Origin of the sequence: Streptomyces sp. NPDC091682, from assembly GCF_044756625.1 — a bacterium.
Taxonomy (GTDB): Bacteria; Actinomycetota; Actinomycetes; order Streptomycetales; family Streptomycetaceae; genus Streptomyces.
On the sequence record NZ_JBIVTH010000030.1, the window covers coordinates 1 to 22,744 of the forward strand.

Annotated in this window: 16 protein-coding genes; 9 read left to right on the forward strand and 7 right to left on the reverse strand. The window is 72.5% G+C overall.

The genetic code is table 11. The features are described 5' to 3' along the window. Positions 1 to 286: 286 nt before the first annotated feature. The 8 genes from ACIQK6_RS38690 (at position 287) to ACIQK6_RS38725 (ending at position 10,731) form a co-directional block, all read left to right on the forward strand. Complete coding sequence (locus ACIQK6_RS38690) at positions 287 to 1,027, forward strand: response regulator transcription factor (RefSeq protein ID WP_030011297.1); 741 nt, start codon at positions 287 to 289, stop codon at positions 1,025 to 1,027. Further along, a complete protein-coding gene (locus tag ACIQK6_RS38695) occupies positions 1,024 to 2,115 on the forward strand; it encodes a HAMP domain-containing sensor histidine kinase (RefSeq protein ID WP_329099059.1) in 1,092 nt (363 codons plus the stop codon). Before ACIQK6_RS38690 ends, ACIQK6_RS38695 begins: the two co-directional genes overlap by 4 nt. A gap of 270 nt (positions 2,116 to 2,385) precedes the next feature. Further along, positions 2,386 to 6,297 (forward strand): multifunctional oxoglutarate decarboxylase/oxoglutarate dehydrogenase thiamine pyrophosphate-binding subunit/dihydrolipoyllysine-residue succinyltransferase subunit, encoded by a 3,912-nt coding sequence (locus tag ACIQK6_RS38700; RefSeq protein ID WP_329099060.1) that lies wholly within the window; start codon positions 2,386 to 2,388, stop codon positions 6,295 to 6,297. Positions 6,298 to 6,511: 214 nt separating this feature from the next. Then, the gene (locus ACIQK6_RS38705) at positions 6,512 to 7,216 is read left to right on the forward strand and encodes an ABC transporter ATP-binding protein (RefSeq protein WP_402697164.1); all 705 of its coding nucleotides are present in this window, start codon (positions 6,512 to 6,514) and stop codon (positions 7,214 to 7,216) included. Beyond that, positions 7,213 to 8,166 (forward strand): hypothetical protein, encoded by a 954-nt coding sequence (locus ACIQK6_RS38710; RefSeq protein ID WP_329099062.1) that lies wholly within the window; start codon positions 7,213 to 7,215, stop codon positions 8,164 to 8,166. Before ACIQK6_RS38705 ends, ACIQK6_RS38710 begins: the two co-directional genes overlap by 4 nt. Then, positions 8,166 to 9,065, forward strand: coding sequence for a hypothetical protein (locus ACIQK6_RS38715; protein ID WP_402697165.1), 900 nt, complete (start codon positions 8,166 to 8,168; stop codon positions 9,063 to 9,065). Before ACIQK6_RS38710 ends, ACIQK6_RS38715 begins: the two co-directional genes overlap by 1 nt. 303 nt (positions 9,066 to 9,368) lie before the next feature. Beyond that, positions 9,369 to 10,010: a hypothetical protein gene (locus tag ACIQK6_RS38720; protein WP_329099064.1), complete on the forward strand. Its 642-nt coding sequence runs from the start codon at positions 9,369 to 9,371 to the stop codon at positions 10,008 to 10,010. 346 nt (positions 10,011 to 10,356) lie between these two features. Next, positions 10,357 to 10,731 carry a hypothetical protein gene (locus ACIQK6_RS38725; protein ID WP_329099065.1) on the forward strand — a complete coding sequence of 125 codons (375 nt, stop codon included), beginning with the start codon at positions 10,357 to 10,359 and terminating at the stop codon, positions 10,729 to 10,731. Positions 10,732 to 10,842: 111 nt separating this feature from the next. On the opposite strand, the gene ACIQK6_RS38730 is transcribed toward ACIQK6_RS38725, so the two are convergent. Both ACIQK6_RS38730 and ACIQK6_RS38735 read right to left on the reverse strand, forming a co-directional pair. Beyond that, positions 10,843 to 11,508 (reverse strand): nucleotidyl transferase AbiEii/AbiGii toxin family protein, encoded by a 666-nt coding sequence (locus ACIQK6_RS38730; RefSeq protein WP_329099066.1) that lies wholly within the window; start codon positions 11,506 to 11,508, stop codon positions 10,843 to 10,845. Next, entirely contained in the window at positions 11,505 to 11,864 is a 360-nt protein-coding gene (locus tag ACIQK6_RS38735; protein ID WP_329099067.1) for a hypothetical protein, read from the reverse strand. Before ACIQK6_RS38735 ends, ACIQK6_RS38730 begins: the two co-directional genes overlap by 4 nt. Before the next feature lie 423 nt (positions 11,865 to 12,287). On the opposite strand from ACIQK6_RS38735, the gene ACIQK6_RS38740 reads away from it, so the two are divergent. Beyond that, on the forward strand, positions 12,288 to 12,497 hold the full coding sequence (locus ACIQK6_RS38740) for a hypothetical protein (protein WP_402697167.1): 210 nt from the start codon (positions 12,288 to 12,290) through the stop codon (positions 12,495 to 12,497). Positions 12,498 to 13,007: 510 nt separating this feature from the next. Here ACIQK6_RS38740 and fxsT read toward each other — a convergent pair. The 5 genes from fxsT to ACIQK6_RS38765 form a co-directional block, all read right to left on the reverse strand. Further along, complete coding sequence (fxsT, locus tag ACIQK6_RS38745; protein ID WP_329099073.1) at positions 13,008 to 16,031, reverse strand: FxSxx-COOH system tetratricopeptide repeat protein; 3,024 nt, start codon at positions 16,029 to 16,031, stop codon at positions 13,008 to 13,010. Positions 16,032 to 16,094: 63 nt separating this feature from the next. Next, positions 16,095 to 17,351, reverse strand: coding sequence for an aKG-HExxH-type peptide beta-hydroxylase (locus ACIQK6_RS38750; RefSeq protein WP_329099074.1), 1,257 nt, complete (start codon positions 17,349 to 17,351; stop codon positions 16,095 to 16,097). Continuing rightward, a complete protein-coding gene (locus tag ACIQK6_RS38755) occupies positions 17,348 to 18,946 on the reverse strand; it encodes an FxsB family cyclophane-forming radical SAM/SPASM peptide maturase (RefSeq protein ID WP_402697169.1) in 1,599 nt (532 codons plus the stop codon). Before ACIQK6_RS38755 ends, ACIQK6_RS38750 begins: the two co-directional genes overlap by 4 nt. 140 nt (positions 18,947 to 19,086) lie before the next feature. Further along, complete coding sequence (fxsA, locus tag ACIQK6_RS38760; protein ID WP_327383312.1) at positions 19,087 to 19,281, reverse strand: FxSxx-COOH cyclophane-containing RiPP peptide; 195 nt, start codon at positions 19,279 to 19,281, stop codon at positions 19,087 to 19,089. Positions 19,282 to 19,409: 128 nt separating this feature from the next. Continuing rightward, a complete protein-coding gene (locus ACIQK6_RS38765; protein ID WP_329099076.1) occupies positions 19,410 to 22,742 on the reverse strand; it encodes an SAV_2336 N-terminal domain-related protein in 3,333 nt (1,110 codons plus the stop codon). Positions 22,743 to 22,744 lie beyond the last annotated feature (2 nt).

Genomic DNA, 22,744 nt, shown 5'->3' on the forward strand with positions numbered 1-22,744 from the left:
CACCTGGACGCTCACCACGGCCACCGCATAAGCGAGAGGGCCTCCCGGCCTACGGCCGGACGGCCCTCCAACAAGATCTTCACGAGTCTTCTAGGGGGCCAAGAACGGCGAGGCACCTGACCGGTCTCGCCCGCCGGGTGCCGGCCCCCTGGGGGAACCGGCACCCGGTATCGCGCATTCCGCTTATCGCGGTCCCGTACATATGCCATGTCCGAACCCCACGTAGCCGCAGGCCGACGCCTCCTCTACGCTGCACCCCATTCACGCGGGATCTTCAGGGGCGGACATGGAACAGACACACACCACCCATCAGAGCGCCGCGGCGACACCAGGCGCCCAACGGCGTGTGCTGGTCGTCGAGGACGACCACACCATCGCCGAGGCCATCGCGGCCCGCCTGCGCGCGGAGGGCTTCCAGGTGCAGACCGCCGGCGACGGCCCCTCGGCCGTGGCGGCAGCCGAGAGCTGGCTGCCCGAGCTACTGGTCCTCGACATCATGCTGCCCGGCTTCGACGGCCTGGAGGTCTGCCGCCGGGTCCAGGCCCAGCGGCCCGTGCCGGTCCTCATGCTCACCGCGCGCGACGACGAGACCGACCTGCTGGTCGGGCTCGGGGTCGGGGCGGACGACTACATGACCAAGCCGTTCTCGATGCGCGAGCTGGCCGCCCGGGTCCACGTCCTGCTGCGGCGCGTGGAGCGGGCCACCATGGCCGCGCACACCCCGCGCGGGGCCACCCTGCGCCTGGGCGATCTGGAGATCGACCACGCGCAGCGCCGGGTCCGGGTGCACACCGAGGACGTGCACCTGACCCCCACCGAGTTCGACCTGCTGGTGTGCCTGGCCGGGACCCCGCGGGCGGTGCTCTCCCGGGAGCAGTTGCTGGCCGAGGTGTGGGACTGGGCCGACGCCTCCGGGACCCGTACCGTCGACAGTCACATCAAGGCCCTGCGCCGCAAGATCGGCGCGGAGCGGATCCGCACGGTCCACGGCGTCGGGTACGCCCTGGAGACCCCGGCCCAGGCATGAGCGGCCCGCCGAACCGGCTGCGGCCACGGCAACGGCCTCCGGTGGGGCTGCGGCCCTTCTCGCCCTTCTCGATCAAGACCAAGCTGGGCACGCTCGTCGTGGTCTCGGTCTTCATCACGACGGGCCTGCTGCTGGTGGCCCTGCGGACCGACACCGAGCTGCGGTTCATCACGGTCTTCTCGGTGATCGCCTCGATGCTGATCACCCAGTTCGTGGCGCACAGCCTGACGGCACCGCTGGACGACATGACGACGGTGGCCCGGGCCATATCCCACGGCGACTTCACCCGGCGGGTACGCGGGGCGGGGCGCCGCGACGAACTGGGCGACCTGGCTTCCACCATCAATCTGATGGCGGACGACCTGGAGGCCGTGGACCGGCACCGCAAGGAGCTCGTCGCCAATGTCTCGCACGAGCTGCGCACGCCCATCGCGGCGCTGCGGGCCGTGCTGGAGAACGTGGTCGACGGGGTCTCGGCCGCCGATCCGGAGACCATGCGCACGATGCTGAAGCAGACCGAGCGCCTCGGCGGGCTCGTGGAGACCCTGCTGGACCTGTCCCGGGTGGACAACGGCGTGGTCCCGCTGCGCGCCCGCCGCTTCGAGGTGTGGCCGTACCTGTCGGGCGTGCTGAAGGAATCGCGGCTGGCGGCCGCCGGCCGACCGGGGCTCCTCTCCGGTTCGGGCGGGCACAGCCGCAACGACGTGCACCTGCACCTGGACGTCTTCCCGCCCGAGCTGTGGGCGCACGCGGACGCCGAGCGGCTGCACCAGGTGGTCGCAAATCTGATCGACAACGCGGTCAAGCACAGCCCTCCGCACGGCCGGGTCACGGTCCGCGCCCGGACCGGCGACGCGCCCGGAAGCCTGGTACTGGAGGTGCGGGACGAGGGCCCGGGCATCCCCGAGGCGGAGCGCCACCGCGTCTTCGAGCGGTTCAACCGGGGCAGCGCGCGCGGCGGCGACGGAGGCACCGGACTGGGCCTGGCGATCGCCCGCTGGGCCGTGGAACTGCACGGAGGCCGGATCGGGGTGGCCGAATCGTCACGCGGCTGCCGCATCCTCGTCACGCTTCCGGGCAGCTCATAGGCGCCGTGTTGACGTAGGGTTCGAGTGGGAAGGACATGATCTCGGCCACATGTAGCCGGGGTCCGTCAGGGGTGCGAAGCCAGGGGGCCGCAACCTCGGTGCCCCCTACCCGAACCAGGCTGGTTTCCCGCCATTCCACGTGATGAAACCCGCCGTTCGATGTGACCTGCGCGACGTAAGTCCCGCCCGGCCTGCATGCAGCGCCCAAGGAGGCGTAGCCTTTATTCCCGCTGTCCATACCTTGTGAAGCGGAAGAGGGCGGTTGCCGCCGTGTCGCCACAGTCCCCCAGTAACTCGAGCACCACGACCGAAGCAGCAGAGGGCGGGAAGAACCCTGCCTCAGGCTTCGGCGCCAATGAGTGGCTCGTCGACGAGATCTACCAGCAGTACCTCCAGGACCCGAATTCGGTCGACCGGGCCTGGTGGGACTTCTTCGCCGACTACAAGCCGGGGGGCGCCGTCGCTCCGGTGAAGTCGGACGGTCCCGAGAAGCCCGCGACGACGGACGGCGCCTCCGCACAGGCCGCCACCACCGTCACCGCGGCGCCGCAGGTCACCGACGCCGCCGCCACGGGGGCGGCGCGCGCCGCAGCCCCTGCCCCGACTCCTGGTGCGGGCACCGGCTCCACCGGAGCGGCTGCCGCCGCGCCGGCTTCTGCGCCCGTGTCAGCTCCTGCCCCTGCTCCTGCCACCCCCTCTGGTGCCCCTGCTGTGACTGTCACCTCCCAGGCCCCGGCCGCCGCACCGGCCGCGCCCGCCACCTCCTCCGTAGCCCCCCAAAAGGCCGCGCCCGCCACCGAGGCCCCCGCGGGCCCCGAGCTGGTGACGCTCCGCGGCCCGGCGGCTGCCGTTGCCAAGAACATGAACGCCTCCCTCGACGTGCCGACGGCCACCTCCGTCCGCGCCGTCCCGGTGAAGCTGCTGTTCGACAACCGCATCGTCATCAACAACCACCTCAAGCGCGCCCGGGGCGGGAAGATCTCCTTCACGCACCTGATCGGCTACGCGATGGTGCAGGCGATCAAGGCCATGCCGGCCATGAACTACTCCTTCGCGGAGAAGGACGGCAAGCCGACCCTGGTCAAGCCGGAGCACATCAACTTCGGTCTCGCGATCGACCTGGTGAAGCCCAACGGCGACCGTCAGCTCGTCGTCGCCGGCATCAAGAAGGCCGAGACCCTCAACTTCTTCGAGTTCTGGCAGGCCTACGAGGACATCGTCCGCCGCGCCCGTGTCGGCAAGCTGACGATGGACGACTTCACCGGCGTCACCGTCTCGCTGACCAACCCCGGCGGCCTGGGCACCGTGCACTCCGTGCCCCGCCTGATGCCCGGACAGTCGGTCATCATGGGCGTCGGCTCCATGGACTACCCCGCCGAGTTCCAGGGCACCTCGCAGGACACCCTGAACAAGCTGGGCATCTCCAAGGTCATGACCCTGACCTCGACCTACGACCACCGGGTGATCCAGGGCGCGGCCTCCGGCGAGTTCCTGCGCATCGTCGCGAACCTGCTGCTCGGCGAGGACGGCTTCTACGACGCCGTCTTCGAGTCGCTGCGCATCCCGTACGAGCCCGTCCGCTGGAACCGCGACATCGACGCCTCGCACGACGACGACGTCACGAAGGCCGCCCGCGTCTTCGAGCTGATCCACTCCTACCGGGTCCGCGGCCACGTCATGGCCGACACCGACCCGCTGGAGTACAAGCAGCGCAAGCACCCCGACCTCGACATCACCGAGCACGGCCTCACCCTGTGGGACCTGGAGCGCGAGTTCGCGGTCGGCGGCTTCTCCGGCAAGTCGATGATGAAGCTGCGCGACATCCTCGGCGTGCTGCGCGACTCGTACTGCCGCACCACCGGCGTCGAGTTCATGCACATCCAGGACCCCAAGCAGCGCCGCTGGATCCAGGACCGCATCGAGCGCCCGCACACCAAGCCGGAGCGCGAGGAGCAGCTGCGCATCCTGCGCCGCCTGAACGCGGCGGAGGCCTTCGAGACCTTCCTGCAGACGAAGTACGTCGGCCAGAAGCGCTTCTCCCTGGAGGGCGGCGAGTCCGTCATCCCGCTGCTCGACGCCGTCATCGACTCGGCCGCCGAGGCCCGCCTCGAAGAGGTCGTCATCGGCATGGCCCACCGCGGCCGCCTGAACGTGCTCGCGAACATCGTCGGCAAGTCGTACGCGCAGATCTTCCGCGAGTTCGAGGGCAACCTCGACCCGAAGTCCATGCACGGCTCCGGCGACGTCAAGTACCACCTGGGCGCCGAGGGCACCTTCACCGGCCTGGACGGCGAGCAGATCAAGGTCTCGCTCGTCGCGAACCCCTCGCACCTGGAGGCGGTCGACCCGGTCCTGGAGGGTGTCGCCCGCGCCAAGCAGGACGTCATCAACAAGGGCGGCACGGACTTCACGGTCCTGCCCCTCGCGCTCCACGGCGACGCGGCCTTCGCCGGCCAGGGTGTGGTCGCCGAGACGCTGAACATGTCGCAGCTGCGCGGCTACCGCACCGGCGGCACCGTGCACGTGGTCATCAACAACCAGGTCGGCTTCACCGCCGCCCCGGAGTCCTCGCGTTCCTCGATGTACGCGACCGACGTGGCCCGCATGATCGAGGCGCCGATCTTCCACGTGAACGGCGACGACCCGGAGGCCGTCGTCCGCGTCGCGCGGCTCGCCTTCGAGTTCCGCCAGGCGTTCAACAAGGACGTGGTCATCGACCTCATCTGCTACCGCCGCCGCGGTCACAACGAGTCCGACAACCCGGCCTTCACGCAGCCGCTGATGTACGACCTGATCGACAAGAAGCGCTCGGTGCGCAAGCTCTACACCGAGTCCCTCATCGGTCGCGGCGACATCACGCTGGAAGAGGCCGAGCAGGCGCTCCAGGACTTCCAGGGCCAGCTGGAGAAGGTCTTCGCGGAGGTCCGCGAGGCCGCCACGCAGCCCGCGATCGCCGCGCCGGCCGCCCCGGCCCCGGCCGCCGACTTCCCGGTCGCGGTGAACACCGCGATCTCCCAGGACGTCGTCAAGCGGATCGCCGAGTCCCAGGTCACCATCCCCGAGGGCGTCACCGTCCACCCGCGCCTGCTGCCGCAGCTGCAGCGCCGCGCGGCGATGATCGACGAGGGCACCATCGACTGGGGCATGGGCGAGACCCTCGCCTTCGGCTCGCTGCTGATGGAGGGCACCCCGGTCCGGCTGTCCGGCCAGGACTCCCGCCGCGGCACCTTCGGTCAGCGCCATGCGGTCCTCATCGACCGGGAGACGGGCGAGGACTACACCCCGCTCCTCTACCTGTCGGAGGACCAGGCCCGCTACAACGTCTACGACTCGCTGCTCTCCGAGTACGCGGCCATGGGCTTCGAGTACGGCTACTCGCTGGCCCGTCCGGACGCGCTGGTCCTGTGGGAGGCCCAGTTCGGTGACTTCGTCAACGGCGCGCAGACCGTCGTCGACGAGTTCATCTCCTCGGCCGAGCAGAAGTGGGGCCAGACCTCCGGCGTCACGCTGCTCCTCCCGCACGGCTACGAGGGCCAGGGCCCGGACCACTCGTCCGCGCGTCCCGAGCGCTTCCTCCAGATGTGCGCCCAGGACAACATGACGGTGGCCATGCCCACCCTGCCGTCGAACTACTTCCACCTGCTGCGCTGGCAGGTCCACAACCCGCACCACAAGCCGCTCATCGTCTTCACCCCGAAGTCGATGCTGCGCCTGAAGGCGGCGGCGTCGAAGGCGGAGGAGTTCACGAACGGTTCGTTCCGTCCGGTCATCGGTGACAGCACCGTGGACCCGAACGCGGTCCGCAAGGTCGTCTTCTGCGCCGGCAAGGTCTACTACGACCTGGAGGCCGAGCGCGAGAAGCGCGGCATCACGGACACCGCGATCATCCGCATCGAGCGGCTGTACCCGCTCGCCGGTGCGGAGCTCCAGGCGGAGATCGCGAAGTTCCCGAACGCGGCCAAGTACATCTGGGCGCAGGAGGAGCCGGCGAACCAGGGTGCGTGGCCGTTCATCGCGCTGAACCTGATCGACCACCTCGACCTGGCGGTCGGCGCGGACGTCCCGGCGGGCGAGCGCCTGCGGCGCATCTCGCGCCCGCACGGCTCGTCCCCGGCGGTGGGCTCCGCGAAGCGCCACCAGGCGGAGCAGCAGCTCCTGCTGAACGAGGTCTTCGAGGCGTAACCGCGCCCCGAGCCGGGCCGCACGAAGGCCCGGCTCCCCCACCTCACGAAGGCGGTACCACCGGATGTTCCGGTGGTACCGCCTTTCGTCGTTCCCCGGCACCCGCCGACCGGGAGGTGCGGAAGTCAACTCCCCGCGCTTCGTGCACTCGTCGTGTCGCGTCGTCTTCGACTGGAAGTAATCTCAGATGATGATCGTCCTTTCCTGTCACGAAGTGACCAAGAGCTTCCGGAAGCACTCCGTGCTGGAAGGGGTCCACCTCAGCCTGGAGGCCGGCGAGATCGTCGGCCTCCTCGGGCTCAACGGCGCGGGCAAGACCACCCTGATGCGGGTGATCACCGGGCTGTCCACCCCCGATTCCGGTGAGGTGCGGCTGTTCGGGGACCCCCTGCCCATGCGGCCGCGGCAGCTCGACCGGCTCGGGGCCGCGCTCGACGCGCCCGCGTTCCACCGGTGGTCCACCGGGCGCGCCATGCTGGGCACCCTGCTCGACACGGCTGGGCTTCCCGACGGCGGACGGATCGCCCGTACGCTCAACCGCGTCGGGCTGACCGGCGCCGCCGACCGCCGCCTCGGGACGTACTCGCAGGGCATGCGGCAGCGGCTGGCCATCGCCGCGGCGCTGCTCAAGCAGCCCGACCTGCTGATCCTCGACGAACCCACCAACGGGCTCGACCCCGAGGGACTGCGCATGGTGCGGCGGATCGTGGCCGAGGAGGCCGAGCGCGGGGCCGCCGTCCTCGTCTCCAGCCACCAGCTCGACGAGATCCAGCGCATCTGCCATCGCGTGATCATGCTCGCCCAGGGCCGCGTCGTCGCCGCCGGCACGCTCGACGCGCTCGGCTACGAACCGGAAAGCGGTCCGGCCGCCTTCGAGGACTGGTTCTTCGGGCTCGTCGGGAACGGGGCGCGCTCGTGAACCGCCTCGTCCGCGCCGAAACCCGGCGGCTGCTGGGGCACCCGCTCGCCCTCACGCTCACCGTGCTGTTCGTCTTCGGCTCCCTGTACTGCGCCTGGGTGAGCCAGAGCATGGCCTCGTACAACCTCAAGCAGGTGCAGGCCAATCTCGACTTCCTCCCGAAGTCGTGCGAATCCCCGATGAACGGCCCGGAGCAGAAGGCCAAGTGCCTCGCCGATGTGCCCCTGCAGGCCGTCGCGCTGGAGCGGATCCAGGACCGGTTCACCGCCGAGGCGGTCCGTGCGGCGCACGGCCAGCACCCGGTGGGCTCGCTGCTGTGGACCGTCGGCCTGCTGACGTCCGTGCCCGGGCTCGCGCTCCTCGTCATGGTGGCGGCCTTCTCCGTCGCCGGCGAGTGGAGCCGGGGCAGCATCGTGCCGCTCCTCCTCTACGAGTCCCGCCTCGGTCGGCTCCTCGCCGCCAAGGCCGTCGCGGTCTGGGTGTGGAGCCTGACGCTGCTGTACGTGTCCGCCGCCGTGACGGCCGCGTTCGGCCTGTTCTTCGGCCGTGACGCCTATCTGTTGCCTTCGCCCGGGGCGCTCGGGTCCGTCCTGGCCGACACCGCTCTCGGTGTACTGGCCGGTGCTGCGGTACTCGCCGGGGCGGCGGCCGTCGCGGTCGCCCTGGCCGCACTGCTGCGCCAGCCGCTGCGCACCTTCCTCGCAGGAATGCTGCTGCTCGTCCTCGTGGTCCGCACCTCCGCCGTTCCGGGGCTGGGCGCCTGGCTTCCCGGCGGCGCTCTGGCCGACCTCGTCGGCTTCGGTGCGGTGGACGGGGTATGGGACCACTTCTGGATCTCCACCGATCCCTCCACCGTCCCCGTCCTGCTCCGCGTCCTGCCGACCCTGGCCCTCATCGGACTGCTGTGGCTCGGGCTCAACCGCCTGAACCGCACCCGGGACCGCGCCTGATGGCCGGTACCCGGCGCCGGCCGGCGCGCGCAGCAGGGGCCGCCTGGGCCGGTGAACTGCGAGCACTGTGGACCGCCCCGGTCTGGGGAGCCACCGCGGTGGCGACGGCGGTGGCGTCGGGGCTCGTCGTCCGGCTCTGGACGGCGGGCGCCTCGTACGGGGTGCTCGACCCCTCGGTGTCGGCGCTCACCTCGCTCCCGTCCGCCTTGCGGGTGGCGGCCTGGCAGTCCGGGACCCTGCTGGGGCTCCTCCTCACGGCAGTGGTCGTCGCGACCGGACTCGGCCAGACCTTGGAGGGCGGTACCTGGAGCGCCCTGCGCCTGTTCGAGAACCGCGTCGGGGTGCTGTGGGCGCGCAAGGCCGGCGCCGCGCTCGCCCTGTCCCTCGCCGTGCAGATCGTCACCGGCGTGTTGCTGTGGCTGGCCACTTCGGCGCTCGCCCGGCTGTGGCCGGTGCGGCCCCGCACGATCCCCCCGGGGTTCGGTGGCGGCACGGCCGCCCCTGTGCCTCCCCTGCCCGTCGAGTCCGCCGCCTGGGGCCAGGCCGCGGGCGCGATCGCCAGCGCCGTCCTCATCCAGTTCCTCTTCGTCTGCCTGGCCGGACTCGGGGCGGCCCTGCTGCGCAGCGTGATCGGGACCCTCGCGCTCGGAGTCGGCCCCCTGTTGGTGACCGCGCCGCTCGTGCTGCTTCCGGCGGCTCCGTTCCTGCCGCACCGTTGGATCGCCGACCTGCTGAACCTGCCCTCCGAGGCCCAGTACCAGCTCTACTTCTGGAATCAGGCCCCGACCGATCCGTCGCCCCTGACCGGCGGTCTCGCCCTCGCCGGGGTCGCGGCCCTGGCCGCCGTGGCCGCCTGGGCGGCACTGCGTTCCGAGCGGGCACTGCGTCCCGTCGACTGACACCGCGGCCGGGCGCGACGCGAACGCCGGCGGGGCTGAATCAGGGCTGCGCTTCGAAGTCCTCGTACGGGCGGATGCGTTGTTCGGAAGGCCCGGCCCCTCACAGGGGCCGGGCCTTCCGGCTGTCGTGCCCCCTGGCGGCCGATGATCTTACCGATTCATGACGCCCCCTCACGGGACGCCCACAAGTCCCCTGCTGCATCTAGCGTGTTCGTACATCACCGAGTCCGACCGGACGGCGCGCGCCGCACCCGATACCGGCCCGTCTCCGACGAATCCGAAATCTCATGAGAAAGCAGGACGATGACGGTCGAGACGCTTCCCCTCTGCGCCTACCCGGAGTGCACCAACCACCCCGAGGCGCCGACGCCCGGCAACCCCGAGCCCGCGTACTGCGCCCACCCGGATCACAACGCGCTGGGGGCGTTCCGCAGGTTCCGGGCCAAGCGCCAGCAGCGCAAGGACGAGAAGCGCCGGGCCACCGAGGCCAAGAAGGCGGGCAAGGACGGATCCGGCGCCCGCGCCGACCTCGTGGCGCTCATCTCCCAGCTGTCCACGGACCTGCCGGGCTACATCGAGGAGCTCGCGATCATCACGGACTCGACCGCGGCGGAGGAGCGCATCAAGGCCGTGACCGAGGCTGCGGCCCAGCGGGCCCGGGACGCCGAACGGCGCACCGCACTGGCGGAGCAGGCCGCGGACATGGCCATCGCCCAACTGGACGTGGCCAGGCACCGGTTCGAGGTGGAGACGGACGAGATCCGCCAGGAGTCCGCACAGCAAGTGACCGACGTGCAGTTCGTGCGGGTCGAACTGGAGCGCTACCGCGAGCGGGTCGCCCAGCTGGAGGAGCGGCTCGACACGATGCGCGAGGAGGCGGACGCGGCCCGCCGGGAGCGCGGCGAGTTCGCACGGCAGGCCGAACAGCACCGGTGCAAGGCCTGACGACCGGCCATGAACCACCAAGATCAAGACAACGACAACGGCGCGCCCCAACCTGACTCTGAGTAGCACCGCGCGTGCCGACCCCGTTTCGAGGTCCGACAACTCCGGGCCGGGACGGACCGAGCACCGGAAAGTTGAATACGTACCTCCGCCATTACAACGGGCATATCGGCGCGATCGCGGATCGGGAATCGCGTAAGGCGATGTCCGAAATCGAACGCATCCACCCGGGGAATTGTCAGATCGATGCAACGATTCGCCGCAGACATACCCGGTATGCCCGTCACCCGCGCACGGGCAATCCATTCATCTATTGCAGCATAGAATTCCTACGCCTGGAGGCAACATGTCTCGAACCATCAAGCGGACCACCAAAATGGCCACGGTCGCCGGAATGGCGATGGCCATCAGTGCGGGAATGTTCGTGACCGCACCTGCGAGCCAGGCAGCACCGGTCGCGGCCTTCCGCCTGAGCAACTTCTCGGCGACCATCGCGAACATCTGCGTCCACACGGACATCGCAACGCAATGCTCCGGAAACATGGCGGCAGGAAAGAGCGAGGTTTGGAGGGTGGCGTACAAGGGGCCGCGCAAGTGGTACTGCACCGCGACCGCGAAGGGCCTGACCGGCACCGCCAGCACCCCTTACTTCAGCCGTGAAAACGTCAAGGAATGCGCGGAGGTCGGAAACATTTTCGGCGCCAACATCATTCTCAAGTAGCAAATAGCCGGGGTTGCCGGACGCGACGCGGGCGGTAACGAGTGGGGTGACGACCTGGCTCACGCTGAACGAGGTCTTCGAGGCGCAACCGCCTTCCGGCGTACCTAGATGTCAGCCCTCGTCGTCGTGATCGTGCAGGCGCTGGTCGAGGTCGCTCGCCCAGCGCTGGGCCCAGGCACGCAGTTCAGCCGTCTCGTCCTCGGTGAGGCCGTACGCGGCGAACTCGTCGTCGTCGGCCCAGTCCGCACCGGTCAAGCGGTCACGGAGGTCGTGGAGCCGGAATTCGTCGCGGCCGTGGCGCCTGCCGAGGCGTTCGAGCTCGTTGATCGTGCGGTGGTGAGAAGCCGCGTGGACGTCGATCAGATCGCGGACAGCACCGCGGTCGGCCAGGGCACGGACCTTGGTGCCGATGACGGAGTCGAACGCCAGAACCGGTCCGTACTCGGTCTGGGCGGGCGGCGTCCAGAAGTGTTCTTTAAGGACGTCCACCTCGCACTCCTCCCCGGTGTCCGGATCGGCAGCCATGAGCCGGGCCGAGAGCGCATCCACTTCCATCACACGGACCTGCCAGCGCCGTGCTGCCAGGCCCTGCTCCAGGCTCGCGACGATCTCTGCCATCGGAGCCGGGTTCTCCGTGGCGACGTCGAGGTCCTGACTGAGCCGTTCGACGAGACCGTGGGCCTGGACCGCGTATCCGCCAGTGATCACGAGGGGATACGGGGTACCGATGTCGATAACTGCGGCCAGGAGCCGGCGGTGCAGGTCGCTCAGCCTCACGCGGCGGCAGACCCTTCGAGCTCGGGGAAGGCTTCCTCCCAGACCTGTCGCACGTGTCTGCTGACCAGGGTGCGCAGAACCGGCCACTGGGCCACGAGGAGGTCGCGGTTCAGCAGGGCCACGAGGTCTTCGTGCTGTCCCTCGGCCAGGACGGTGCGGTACAGGCCCATGCGCAGGCGGGGCCGGTCCAGGTCGTAGGCGCGCAGCCCGGACCAGGCAACGTGCAGGGGCAGCTCGACCACTCCGTGCTGCGGACCTGCGAGCTTCTCCAGCGAAGCGGGAAGCCGGCTCGCGTACCGGCCGTGAAGCACCTCGGCTGCCGACGGCACCGCGCTACTGGAGGAGGACATGACCATGAACCTGATTATCCCGCGTCCCCCTCGTCCCCGGTACCGCAGACGCGGCACGCCGCCCCGTTGGATGCGCCGGACATCCCTGCGCCCGCCTCACCGGCGAAGAGCGTGTGCCCGACCGACTCCCGGAGGGCCACAAGCTCTGATCAGCTGGTGGCAGGTGTACTCGTAGCCCAGCACGGCACGGACACGCATCGGGACACACAGCAAACGGAAGTACAACGGGCGGACATTCCGCATCCCTGGAGGACGTCCAGGCTGAACCGTAACCAGCCGACGGACCCTCTGGAAGGACACCGACATGGAGGCCATGAGGCCATGCCGAAGCGCCCCATCGACTCTCGACGCCCGGGCCCAGTCAGGAACTCCTCGACCGCGCTCGGGTCGGCTGGGAGCGTTTCGTCGCCTCCCTCCCGGAGCCGTCCGATGACTGAACGGTACGAATACCTCCCCCACCACCTGCTGCGCCACCGCGTACGCGATGGCGCGTCCGGCACCGAAGGAGTACTGATGGCCGTGATCAACGAGAACGTGTCGGACTCCGACCACCCGCACTGGACGGAACTCGCCTACATCCGAGCCGCCTCAGACCGCGAGTTCACCACCGAGGCCAGCAACGTCGAACCAGCCGAATGACCACCCCCTCCGGACACCGTCAACGAGAAGCCCGCACAGATCTCGGGCGGCCCCTGCCCGGCCCGAGACGGGCGGGAGACGCCCATAGGTGAGGAGCGCGTAGCGATCTGAGGCGCTCCCGCGACACGGAAGGCCGGTCCTTTGGGCCCCGCCTCGGAAACGGGCACCTACGCCCGACCGGGTCGGGCATCCCCGACCGGCCCGTCCTGGCCTCTCATCCCCCGGCCCGTTCCTTCGGGGGCTTCCCGGCAGTCTTCGACGTTCCGGGGCGGGACGGTCGGTCAAGGGTGGCCGGAGGCCATCGCGGAGCGACGCGAGGAACGAGCGCCCTTGAGGGACCGGCACGAACCGGAGAGACGATGAGACTGACGGGAAACCCCGTACGCATCCCTGATGCCGATCAAGTGGCTCCCGCTCACCGAAGCCGGCCCTTCCAGTCGGCCCCGACTCTGGACATCCGCCACCGTCCGAGCCAGCCCGAGCCCGCCCGGCATGGCCCGCCCCCCGGCCCTACGGCTGTGGCTCGAAGTCCCAGTACGGCCTGGTCTGTTGTTTCGCCGAGATCGTGTGGACGTGTTGCGGGCCCAGGGTGCGGGTGAGGCCCTTGATGCCGGCGTCCTCGTATTTCGCCGCCTCCTCGTACTCCCGTACCGACCGGAGGTCCGCCGCCAGGGCGATCTGGGCGCTCAGCACCATCGGGTGGTCCGGGCCCAGGACCCGCTCGGCCGTGCGCAGCGTGTCGCGGCTCAGGTCCAGCGCGTCCTCCAGCCGCCCGGTGATGTTGCGGTGCCCGGTGGCGTTCAGGGCGCAGCCCAAGGTCCAGGGGTGCCGGTCGCCGAGGGCTCCCCGCATGCCCACCAGTGCCTGTTCGGCGAGGGAGAGGGCCGCCGTGCGTTCGCCCTGGGCCCGCAGGACGAGGCCGAGGTTGCCGACCGTGCCGATGCTGTACGGGTGGGCGAGGCCGAGCTGGGACTGGTAGCCGCGGACCACGTCCTCGGAGATCCGGCGGGCCTCTCCGATGTCCCCGTACTCCCTGAGGTAGGTGGCGTAGTCGGAGGCGACCATCAGGGTCCACGGGTAGTCGACGCCGAAGACCCGGGTGGCCCGCTCCCACACGGTCCGCAGGCGCAGGCCCGCGCCGGGGATGTCCCCGGAGCGGCGCAGGCACATCCCGAGGTTGTGCTCGGCGCGCAGGGTCTGCGGGTGTTCCAGGCCCAGCACCTGGGTGTTGATCTTCACGCCCTGTTCCTGCCGGGTCTGTGCCTCGTGGTAGCGGCCCATCAGCCGCAGTCCCATGGCGCAGGCGATCCCGGAGGACAGGGTGGAGATGTGGTGGGTCCTCAGGACCCGTTCGCGGCGGCGCAGGGTGTCCAGGTCGAGGTCGTAGGCGTCCTGGTAGCGGCCGAGCAGGCGGTAGGTGGCGGCGAGGTTGTTCTGGGCGGCGAGGGTGGTGGAGTCGTCCTCGCCGAGCAGTTCGCGGTAGGTGGCCAGGCAGTGCTCGAAGATCTCCCGGGCCGGTTCGAAGCGGGCGATGCACAGCAGGACCCCGCCGTACGAGCTGGTGGCGCGCAGGGTTTCCAGGTCGCGGTCGCCGCGTTCCTCGGTGAGTTGGGCGGCGCGGGCACGGGTGAGGGTCTCGGCGCGCCGGAACAGGCCGAGGTTGCGCAGCGCTCCGCCGTAGTGGTAGCTGAGTTCGCGGACCTTGGGGTGGTCCTCGCCGAGCAGGGCCCGCCAGATCAGGTCGGTCTCCTCGGAGAGCCGCAGGCACGTGCGGTACTCCCCGGCGAGGATCAGGTAGCGCAGGCAGTGCAGCAGGAAGTTCTGGATGCGCGGGTTGCTGCTGGTGAGCACGCCCGAGGTGGCCAGGTGCGGGATGAGTTCGGCGTACCGGGGCCACAGGCGCGAGTCGGAGGGTCGGCCCGGGTCGGCCGCGGCGAGGACCTGACGGACGGCGCGGGCCAGGGGCTCGGCCTCCTCCTCGGAGAGGTCCTCGCGGACGATGCCGTGGACCATGCGGTGCAGTTGTACGGTCTCCAGCCCGCCGCCGCCCTCCTCCACGGCCAGGTCGGAGTACTCCAGCCGGACGACGGAGAACTGGACGAGTTTGTTGAGGGCGGCGTTCCACCGGATCTGGTCGTTGATCAGCCCGGCCAGCTGTTCGGGCACGTCGTCGGCGGGGAATTCGCGCAGCAGGCGCAGCGGCACCGGGCCGGGGGCGAAGAAGACGAACAGCCGGAGCAGGGCGAGGGCGTCGGGGAAGTTCTCCCGGACGTTGTTGAGCAGTATGGCGAGGGCGGTCGGGAAGGGCAGGGGGTAGTCCTCGGAGACCGTGACGGCGTCGCGGGAGTCCATCCGGTGCTGGAGCAGGACGAGGTAGTCGCCGACCGGCAGCGGGGAGTCGGCGAGCCAGCCGGCGGTCTGATCGAGGGCGAGCGGGTAGTCCTCCAGGGCCTCGGCGAGCTGGTCGGCCTCGTCGGCGGTCAGGCGCAGGGCCCGGCGGCGGATGAAGGTGATCGACTCGGGGCGGGCGTAGAGGGGGACCTCGACCAGGCTGGTGTGCCGGGCGGCCCACTCGCGGTTGCGCGAGGTGATGATCACATCGCCCGCGCCGGAGGGCAGCAGGTCGATCAGGTCGTCGGGGTTGTCGCAGCCGTCGAAGACCATGAGCCAACGGCCGTACGGGTTCCCGCGCCGCAGCGCTTCGAGGACGGCCCGGATCTGTTCGCCGTAGCTGCCCGCGCCGCGCGGCAGCCCGAGCGCGGGAGCCAGGTCGGCCAGGCGTTCGCGCAGGGTGGGCCGGTCCTCGGCGGGGACCCACCACACCACGTCGTACTCGGAGGCGAAGCGGTAGGCGTACTCGGTGGCGACCTGGGTCTTGCCGACGCCCGAGAGCCCGAGGAGGGTGACGGTGGACGCTCCGGGCGGGGCTTCGGTCAGCGCCTCGCGCAAGGTGCCGATGACGTCGTTGCGGCCGGTGAAGCGCGGGTTGCGACGCGGGACGCGGCCCCAGATCTCCGGCGGGTCGTTGGGGAAGCGGGGGCCGCGGCGGCCGGTCTCGGTGCCGATCCGGTCGGTGGGCAGCTCCAGGCGGCGCAGCACGCGATACTCGGCCTCGTACGCGTCCAGGCCCCACAGGTCGGTCTTCTCCAGTACGGCGACGGCGCTGGGCAGCGGCGCATCGGTGAGGCAGACCGCCGCGAACCGGTCGGGATGGCGGTCGGTGACGGCGCGCAGGGCGGTGTTCCACTGCTCGTCGGTGTGGGTGCCGGCGGAGAAGTAGCGCTCGCTGAGGACGAGGAGGACCCGGCTGCCGGAGCGGGCCAGGTCGTCGAGGGCCTGGTCGATGCCGGGGCTGCTCTGCGGGTCCCAGCGCTGGAGGGCGACGCGGTGGCCGTGCTCCTCCAGGCGGTGCGCGATCCACACCGCCCAGGGGCGGTTGAACCCCGCGAAGCTGATGACGAATCGCTGCGGTTGGGGCGGCTGGGGCGGCTGCTGCGCCGCCGGTTCACGGTCCTGGCGACTACCGGTGGTCATCGGGCCGTCTCCCTGGAATCCGGGCGGTGGACGGGCTTGAAAGGTACCGCAGCGGACGGTCCGTCAGCCGTCTGCGAACGGCGCGAGTTCGGGGTGCGCCTCGCACCAGGCGCGGCGTTCGCGGTCGACGGCCCGGCGGGCCGCGGTGTGCTGGTCGCCGGGCGGCGGCAGGTCGTCCATGGCGCGTTCGGCGACCCCCATCGCATCGGTGAACTCCCGTCCCGCGGTGGTCAGTCGCTCGTGCGCCCGCAGGGCCGGCAGAACGGCGGCCACCTGCGCGCGGATCCGGGCGTGCTGGGCCCAGGCGCCGCGGGCCCCGTAGAGGGCGGCGCGCTGCCAGTACCCGGCGAGGGCCAGGTGGGCGTAGGCGCCGTGCAGCAGGCCCTCCAGGGGGCGGGGGTCGCTGCGCCAGGGGGCCCAGTGGCGGGGCGTGTGGTCGGCGGTGTGCAGGATCAGGACGTCGGTGAGGGCGGTCAGTTTGCCGTGCTGGACCTCGTGGACGAGGGTCGCGGCGAGCGCGGGCGGGGCCTGGGCGCGGGCGAGTACGGAGCCGGCGGCCGCGGGGAGGGTGGCACCGCTGGAGCGGGAGCCGCCGGCCAGCGGTACGACGGAGCGCAGCAGTTGGACGGTTTCCTCGGCGCGGATCGTGTCGTAGCGCTGGAGCAGCGCGAGCGCGCCGGACCACTGGGTGTCCCACCGCTTGTGGCCCTTGGGGGTGAGCCGGCGGGCGGGGCGGACCGGGGCCGGCTGCGCGGGGCCGGGCGCCCGGTAGGGGTCGAGGTCGTCGAGGGCGGTCCGGCCGCCGGGCAGGGCGTGCAGGGGCACGGTGGCCGGATCGTCGGGGTCCCAGGAGCGTTCGGTGAGGGCGAGCGGGCCGGGGCGGTCCGGGCGCAGCAGCCCGAGGGTGGGCAGCACGAGCCGGCCGTGCAGGGGCCGCAGGGTGTGGCTGAAGGGGATCCCGGCGCGCAGGGCGGCGGCGACGGCGAGGGCCCCGAGGTGTCCGAGGTCGGGCGGCGGGCCGCACGGGGCGTGCAGCCGGCGCAGGGTCTCCTCGGCCCACACCCCGGTGGCCGGGTAGTGCAGTACGTCGCGCACGGCGCCCGCGTCACGGCGCTCGGCCTCTTCCAGGAGGGCCCAGTGGTCGGCGGTCTCCCCGGACCGGCCGCCGGGGGCGGCGTCGAGGACCGCCCGCAGCAGGAGCAGGCGTTTGGAGCGGCGTACGTCGCGGACCAGGCGGGTGCCCTCCATGGAGGGTTCGGTGGAGGCGAGGGCGCGCAGGGTGGGCGAGGAGACGGTGAAGGCGGTGAGGGCGTCGGTCATGGGGCGACCGCCGGGGGATGGACGGCGGGGGATGGGGTCGCGGGGGGATCGGCGGCGGTCCGGGCGCTCTGCGGGGCCCGGACGGCCTGCGGGGCCCCGGCGCTCTGCGCGGCACGGGCGTTCTGCGCGGCCCGTTGGACGGCGGCGGCGATGTGCCGGATCAGCGGCTGGAGGTCGGTGCAGTACACGGACGGCTGGCGGAAGCCCTCGCCGGCACGGTAACGGTGCGGGTAGTGCCCTCCGCCGCACACGTCGACCAGCTCGCAGGCGCGGCACCGGGCGGCCAGCGCGTCCAGGCCGAGCTGGCGGGCGGCGAGTCCGGGGTGGTCGAGGAGCTGGTCGAAGCTGTGGGTGTCGAGGGTCATCCCGGTCGCGGCGGCCCCCTCGTACGCGGATTTCAGTGAGTCGGCCTGTTCGATGGAGCCGTCGGTCTCGATCACGGCGGTGGCGGCGGGCGTGAGCCCGAGGGTCTCGGTGGTGGTGGGCAGGCCGAGCAACAGGGCGATGATCTCCTCGAAGAGCCGGATCCGGGTGCGCCGTACGCCGTCGTGCCACCAGCGCTCGAAGACGGCGAGGAGCCAGTCCGCGTACGGGGTCCGGTCCGGGTGGTGGCCGGGCGGCGGGGCGCTCCAGTTCGCGAGCGGCAGGAGCAGCCCGATGCTGGGCGGGGCGAAGGCGAGCAAGGACTCGTAGGTCTCCACCGGGTCGTGGTCGAGATCGACGACGCAGAGCACCCCGGCGTAGCTCTGCGGATGGCGGGCCAGCAGCCGCAGGCCGCGGGCGGCGGACGCGAAGCCGGGCCGTCCTGCGCGGTCCACCCGGCGGGTGTTGTGCACGGGCAGGCCGCCGTCGAGGCTGACGCCGACGCGGATCCCGGCGGCGGCCAGGGCGGCGAGGCGGCCGCGGGTGAGCAGGGTGCCGTTGGTCTGGACGGTGGCGGTGACCCGGGTGCGCGGGGCGGCCCCGGCCACGGCGGCCCGGACGGCGTCGACGGGCTCGGCCAGCCGGGCGGGGGTGGTGAGCAGCGGTTCGCCGCCGTGCAGGACGAGGTCGATCCGGGGCAGGTCGTGGGCGGCGGCGTGCTCGGCGATCCGCTGTGCGGCGCGGGCGGTGGTGGCGGGGGTCATGGCGGACGGCTGGTCGCGCCAGCCCTGGTCGGCCATCTCGTAGACGTAGCAGTAGGTGCAGGCGAGGTTGCAGCGGCTGCGGGTCTTGAGGACGAACTGGCGTATCGGGTGGGGCCGGTGGCCGGCGGCCCGCGCGGCGGCCACGTCGAGCCGGGTGTAGGGCCAGGGCGCGTACCGGGCGTGCCGCAGCCACTGGGCGACCACCGCGGCGTCGCCGTGCGCGGCGGGCACCGCGTCGCCGCGCGGGGCGGGAGGCGCGTCGGCGTGCACGGCAGGCCGCGCTTCGATGCGCGGAGCGGAACACGCTTCTGCGTACGGGGTGGGAGGCGCGTCGGCGTGCGGGGCGGGAGGCGGAGCCTGGTCAGGGAGCGCGGTGAGGTCGGTGTGCGGTGCTGGGGCAGAAGACACCGTCGGGTCGGGGGCGCCGGGTGGGGGCAGCGGGGTTCCGCTCGTGACCGCTCGCCGCATCGCCGCACCTCCCTCCCCCGACAAAGAACCGCCCGGGGACACCCCGGCGGACGGTCCATCCCTGCCCTGGGGACGGTCCCGGCTAACGGCGGAAAGTGGTCAACTCGGTTTCAAGGTAGGACGGATCAGGCATGGTGCGTTCAGGCCACGCTGGAGTCGAAGGCGTTGAGGATCTCCGCGGGATGGGTCACCCGCTCGACCATGCCCTCGATCACCCCGGCCAGCACGGGATGGTCGATCCCGCGCAGCGCCGCCAGGTCCAGCCCGGAGAGATCCGGCAGCCGCCCCGGGCATTCCGGGGTCGCCGCCGCCACTTCCTGCTGCTTCGTCACCATGTGCCGCCGGGCCCCCTGTCGCGTCGCACACCGGATGGTCCACTTCCTTTTCCCATCGGCTTCCTTTTCCCGTCGGCCGGGCCGTGGAAACAGCGGCCCTGGTCCGGACCGCGCCCCCGGTGCGGGCGTCAGAACCCGGCCTCCAGGGCCAGGATCCGCACGCGGACCGCCTCCGAGCGCCCCGCGGCACCCTCGCGGGTCCGCGTCCAGAGCTCCAGTGCCGAGCGGTACGCGTCCAGGGCCGCGCGGGGCCGGGCCATGCGTTCCAGCACGTCCCCGCGCAACTGCTGTACGCGGGCGGCCAGCTGGACGGCGGTGTCCGCGCGGTCCTCCACGTCGGCCTCGAGGGCGGCCCGCCAGGCCCGCCGGTAGGAGTCCGCCGCCCGGTCGAGGCGCTCCAGCGCCCGGGTGTGGCCGTGGATCTCCTGCTGGACGTCGCCGTGGTCCCGCCAGATACGGGCCTGTTCCAGCGGGTTGCGGCTGTGCCGGACGGCCAGCTCCAGTAGGTACTCGGCCTCCCGCAGGTCCACCGGGTCGCCCTCGTACGTGTGCCGCAGCCGGAGCCCGGTGGCCAGCCGCAGCAGCCGGTGGGCCGCGCCGGGGTCGGACTGCGGGACCGCGGACCGGCTCTCGCGCAGGACGCGTACGGCGGCCCCGGTGAACCGCCGCCCGTCGGTGGCCCGGGCCCGGTCCAGGAGTACGTCGCCCCATTCGGGCAGCAGTTCCCCGAAGGCCTCCGCGTCGCGGGGGATCAGCCGCCGGGCCCGGCCGTACGCTTCGGCCGCGTCCTCCAGCGCCGTCGGGTCGGCGTCCCGCGCGTACCGCTCCCGGTGCACGCGCGCCAGGCAGACCAGGGCGGCCACCCGCAGTTCCGGGTCCCCGCCGGACTCCGCCAGGGCTGCGTCCAGCTGCCCCGCGGCTTCCTCCAGCCGGCCGGGGAGGTGGCGCAGCGCCTCGGCGAGCTCCACCCGTACCTGTGCGGTGCCCGGGCCGGTGCGGCCGATGTGGCCCGTGTGACCCGTGCGGCCGGTGTGACCAGTGCGGCCGGGGGCGGCGGCGGGCAGGGCGGGCAGGGCCGTGGCCAGGCGGGCGGCGGCCTGTTCGGCCAGGGCCGTGCGCTCGGCCGGGTCCGGGGTGCGGGGCAGCAGGGCCAGCAGGACGCGGCCCAGGGCCAGGTGCAGCTCGGGGTACGGGGCCGGGCCGCCCTCCCGCCCGCCGCCGCCCTCCCCGCCGCCGCCCTCCGCGCCGGTGCCCTCCCCGCCGCCGTCCGTACCGGCGGCCGGGTCCGCGCCCGGCGCCCGGCCCGCCAGGGGTTCGAGGGACGCCCGGGCCTCGCGGAGCGCGCCCGCCTCGTCCCGCAGCCCGCTCAGCCGGATCAGGGTCTCCGCCCGCCGCACCGCGCAGTCCCGCTGCAGTTCCGGGTCGGCCGCGGCGCCGGCCGCCGCGAATTCCATGTCCGCCGCCGCCAGCAGCTCCGCGTCCGGTCCGGCGGCCAGCGCCCGCTCGTACAGCACCCGACCGAGCACCGCCCCCGCCCGCGCCGTGCGCAGCCCGGTCACGGCCCGTTCCGCCTCGGCCAGCAGCTCCGGGTCCCGCTGGGCCGCCCACAGCCGCAGCAGCGCCCCCGCCAGCTCGGTCTCCGCCTCCTCCGGCGGATCGCCGGGCCCCGGCGGGGCCGTCACCGCCCGCCGGAGCACCGCCACGGCCTCGTACAGCGCCCGCGCGCCGCCCTCCGCATCGGCGTCGGCGTCCGCGAGCCGGTCCCGGGCGGCGCGCACCGCCCCGGCCCGGGTGGGTACCGGGGCCGCGGGGGGCCGGCGTACCGGGGGGCCCTCCTGCGGCATCCCGGGCAGGTAGCGCCGTACGACTTTGGCCGAAACCTGCGCGAAGGCCTGCGGGAGCCGCCCTTCCGGCGCCCGCTCGTCCTCCTCGGGTCCGGGGTCGGCGACCGCCGGCGGGGTCCCGGTCAGCTGGGAGACCGCGAGCGCGGGAAAGTTCCGTACGCCCCGGCCGAAGTGCGCCAGCACGTACTCCGAGCAGTGCTTGAGCACCAGCGCGGCTTCGTCCCGCCCCAGCGGCCCCAGCAGTACGTCCTGCACCCCGGGGACGAACTCGTACCAGTGCCCCGGCCCCGGACCGCTGCGCCGCAGCAACCCGCTCAGCAGCACCTCCGCCAGGTCGGACGGCTCGGAGTCCGGCAGCATCGTGCGTTGCACCAGCCGCATCACGGGCAGCGTCAGCGGCGCCGCCGACAGGTACACCGCGAGTTGTACGGCCTGGGGTGCGGCCGAGGACCGGAACCGTGCCACGAGCTCGCGCGGCGGGCGCACCGCGCGGGGCGGCGGCAGCGGCGCGGCCGGGTGGTCGGCCAGTACCCGGCCCACCTCGGCCGGTACGGGCCCGGCCGTGAGCCCGGCCAGCAGCCGGGCCCACGCACCGAGGGCGGTCGCGCTCGGCGGCAGCACGGGCACCGTCAGCCCGCCCGTGGGCCGCCCGGGCAGCGGCGGTCGGTCGGGCCGGAAGGCGAGCTGCTGCCCGCCGCCCTCCGGCCGGGTGAGCGTGCCCCGCTCCGTGGGCAGCCAACTGCGCCCCCACAACCGCTGCGGCAGCGGCTGGACGACCATGCACGGGGTGCACTCGGCCCACCGGTGCAGCAGCCGCTGCGCGGTGCCCTCGCGCCACAGCCGCCCGGCGCAGTCGGAGACCAGCATGGTCAGGGCCCGGCCGGTCGGGTCCCGCAACTGGTCGCCGGAGCGCAGGCCGGAGGCGCGTACGCAGCCGGGTGCGGGGCTGCGGCCGAGCGCGGCCGTGCCGTCGGCCAGGCGGTGCAGGTAGTGCACCTGAACGTCCCGGAAGGCACCCAGCCGCTCGCACACGGAGCGCAGTTCCTCGAACATGTCCTGCCAGACGGCCATCGACGGGGACGCGTCCATCACCAGCCGTACGGTCGCCTCGCGCCGGCTCTCCGGCCGGAGCACCGGGATGACCAGTCCGAGGGCGCGGGCGCTGGCCTCGGCAGTGGCCGCCTCGTCGATCACCAGCCGGGTGGGCGGGCCGGGCGGGCGGTGTCGCTGGAGGGCCCGCAGGGCCCGCTGGACGTCCAGGATGCGGGGCAGCGCGGCGGCTCCGGGCACCCGTACGGGCACTCCGTACTCTTCGGGCGACTCCTCCGGCCGTTGCCCGTCGGCGCCGTCGGCCCGGGCCGCCCCGGGCGCGTAGAGCCCGACCGGAGCATCAACCTCCACTTCTGTGCGTACGGGTCCGGCGGGCTCCCCGCCCGGATCCTCGGGCGCGGTCTCCGGGGCGCCCGGCCCCGGACCGCCCGGGGCGGACCGCCCGGGCCCGCCGATGTGCCCGGCCAGCCACAGGGCGTCGGCGAGTTCCCCGGCGGACGGGTCGAGCCCGGCCGCGAGCAACAGCGCGGCCAGTTCCCGGACGCCGGGTGCGCCGGCGGATGCCACGG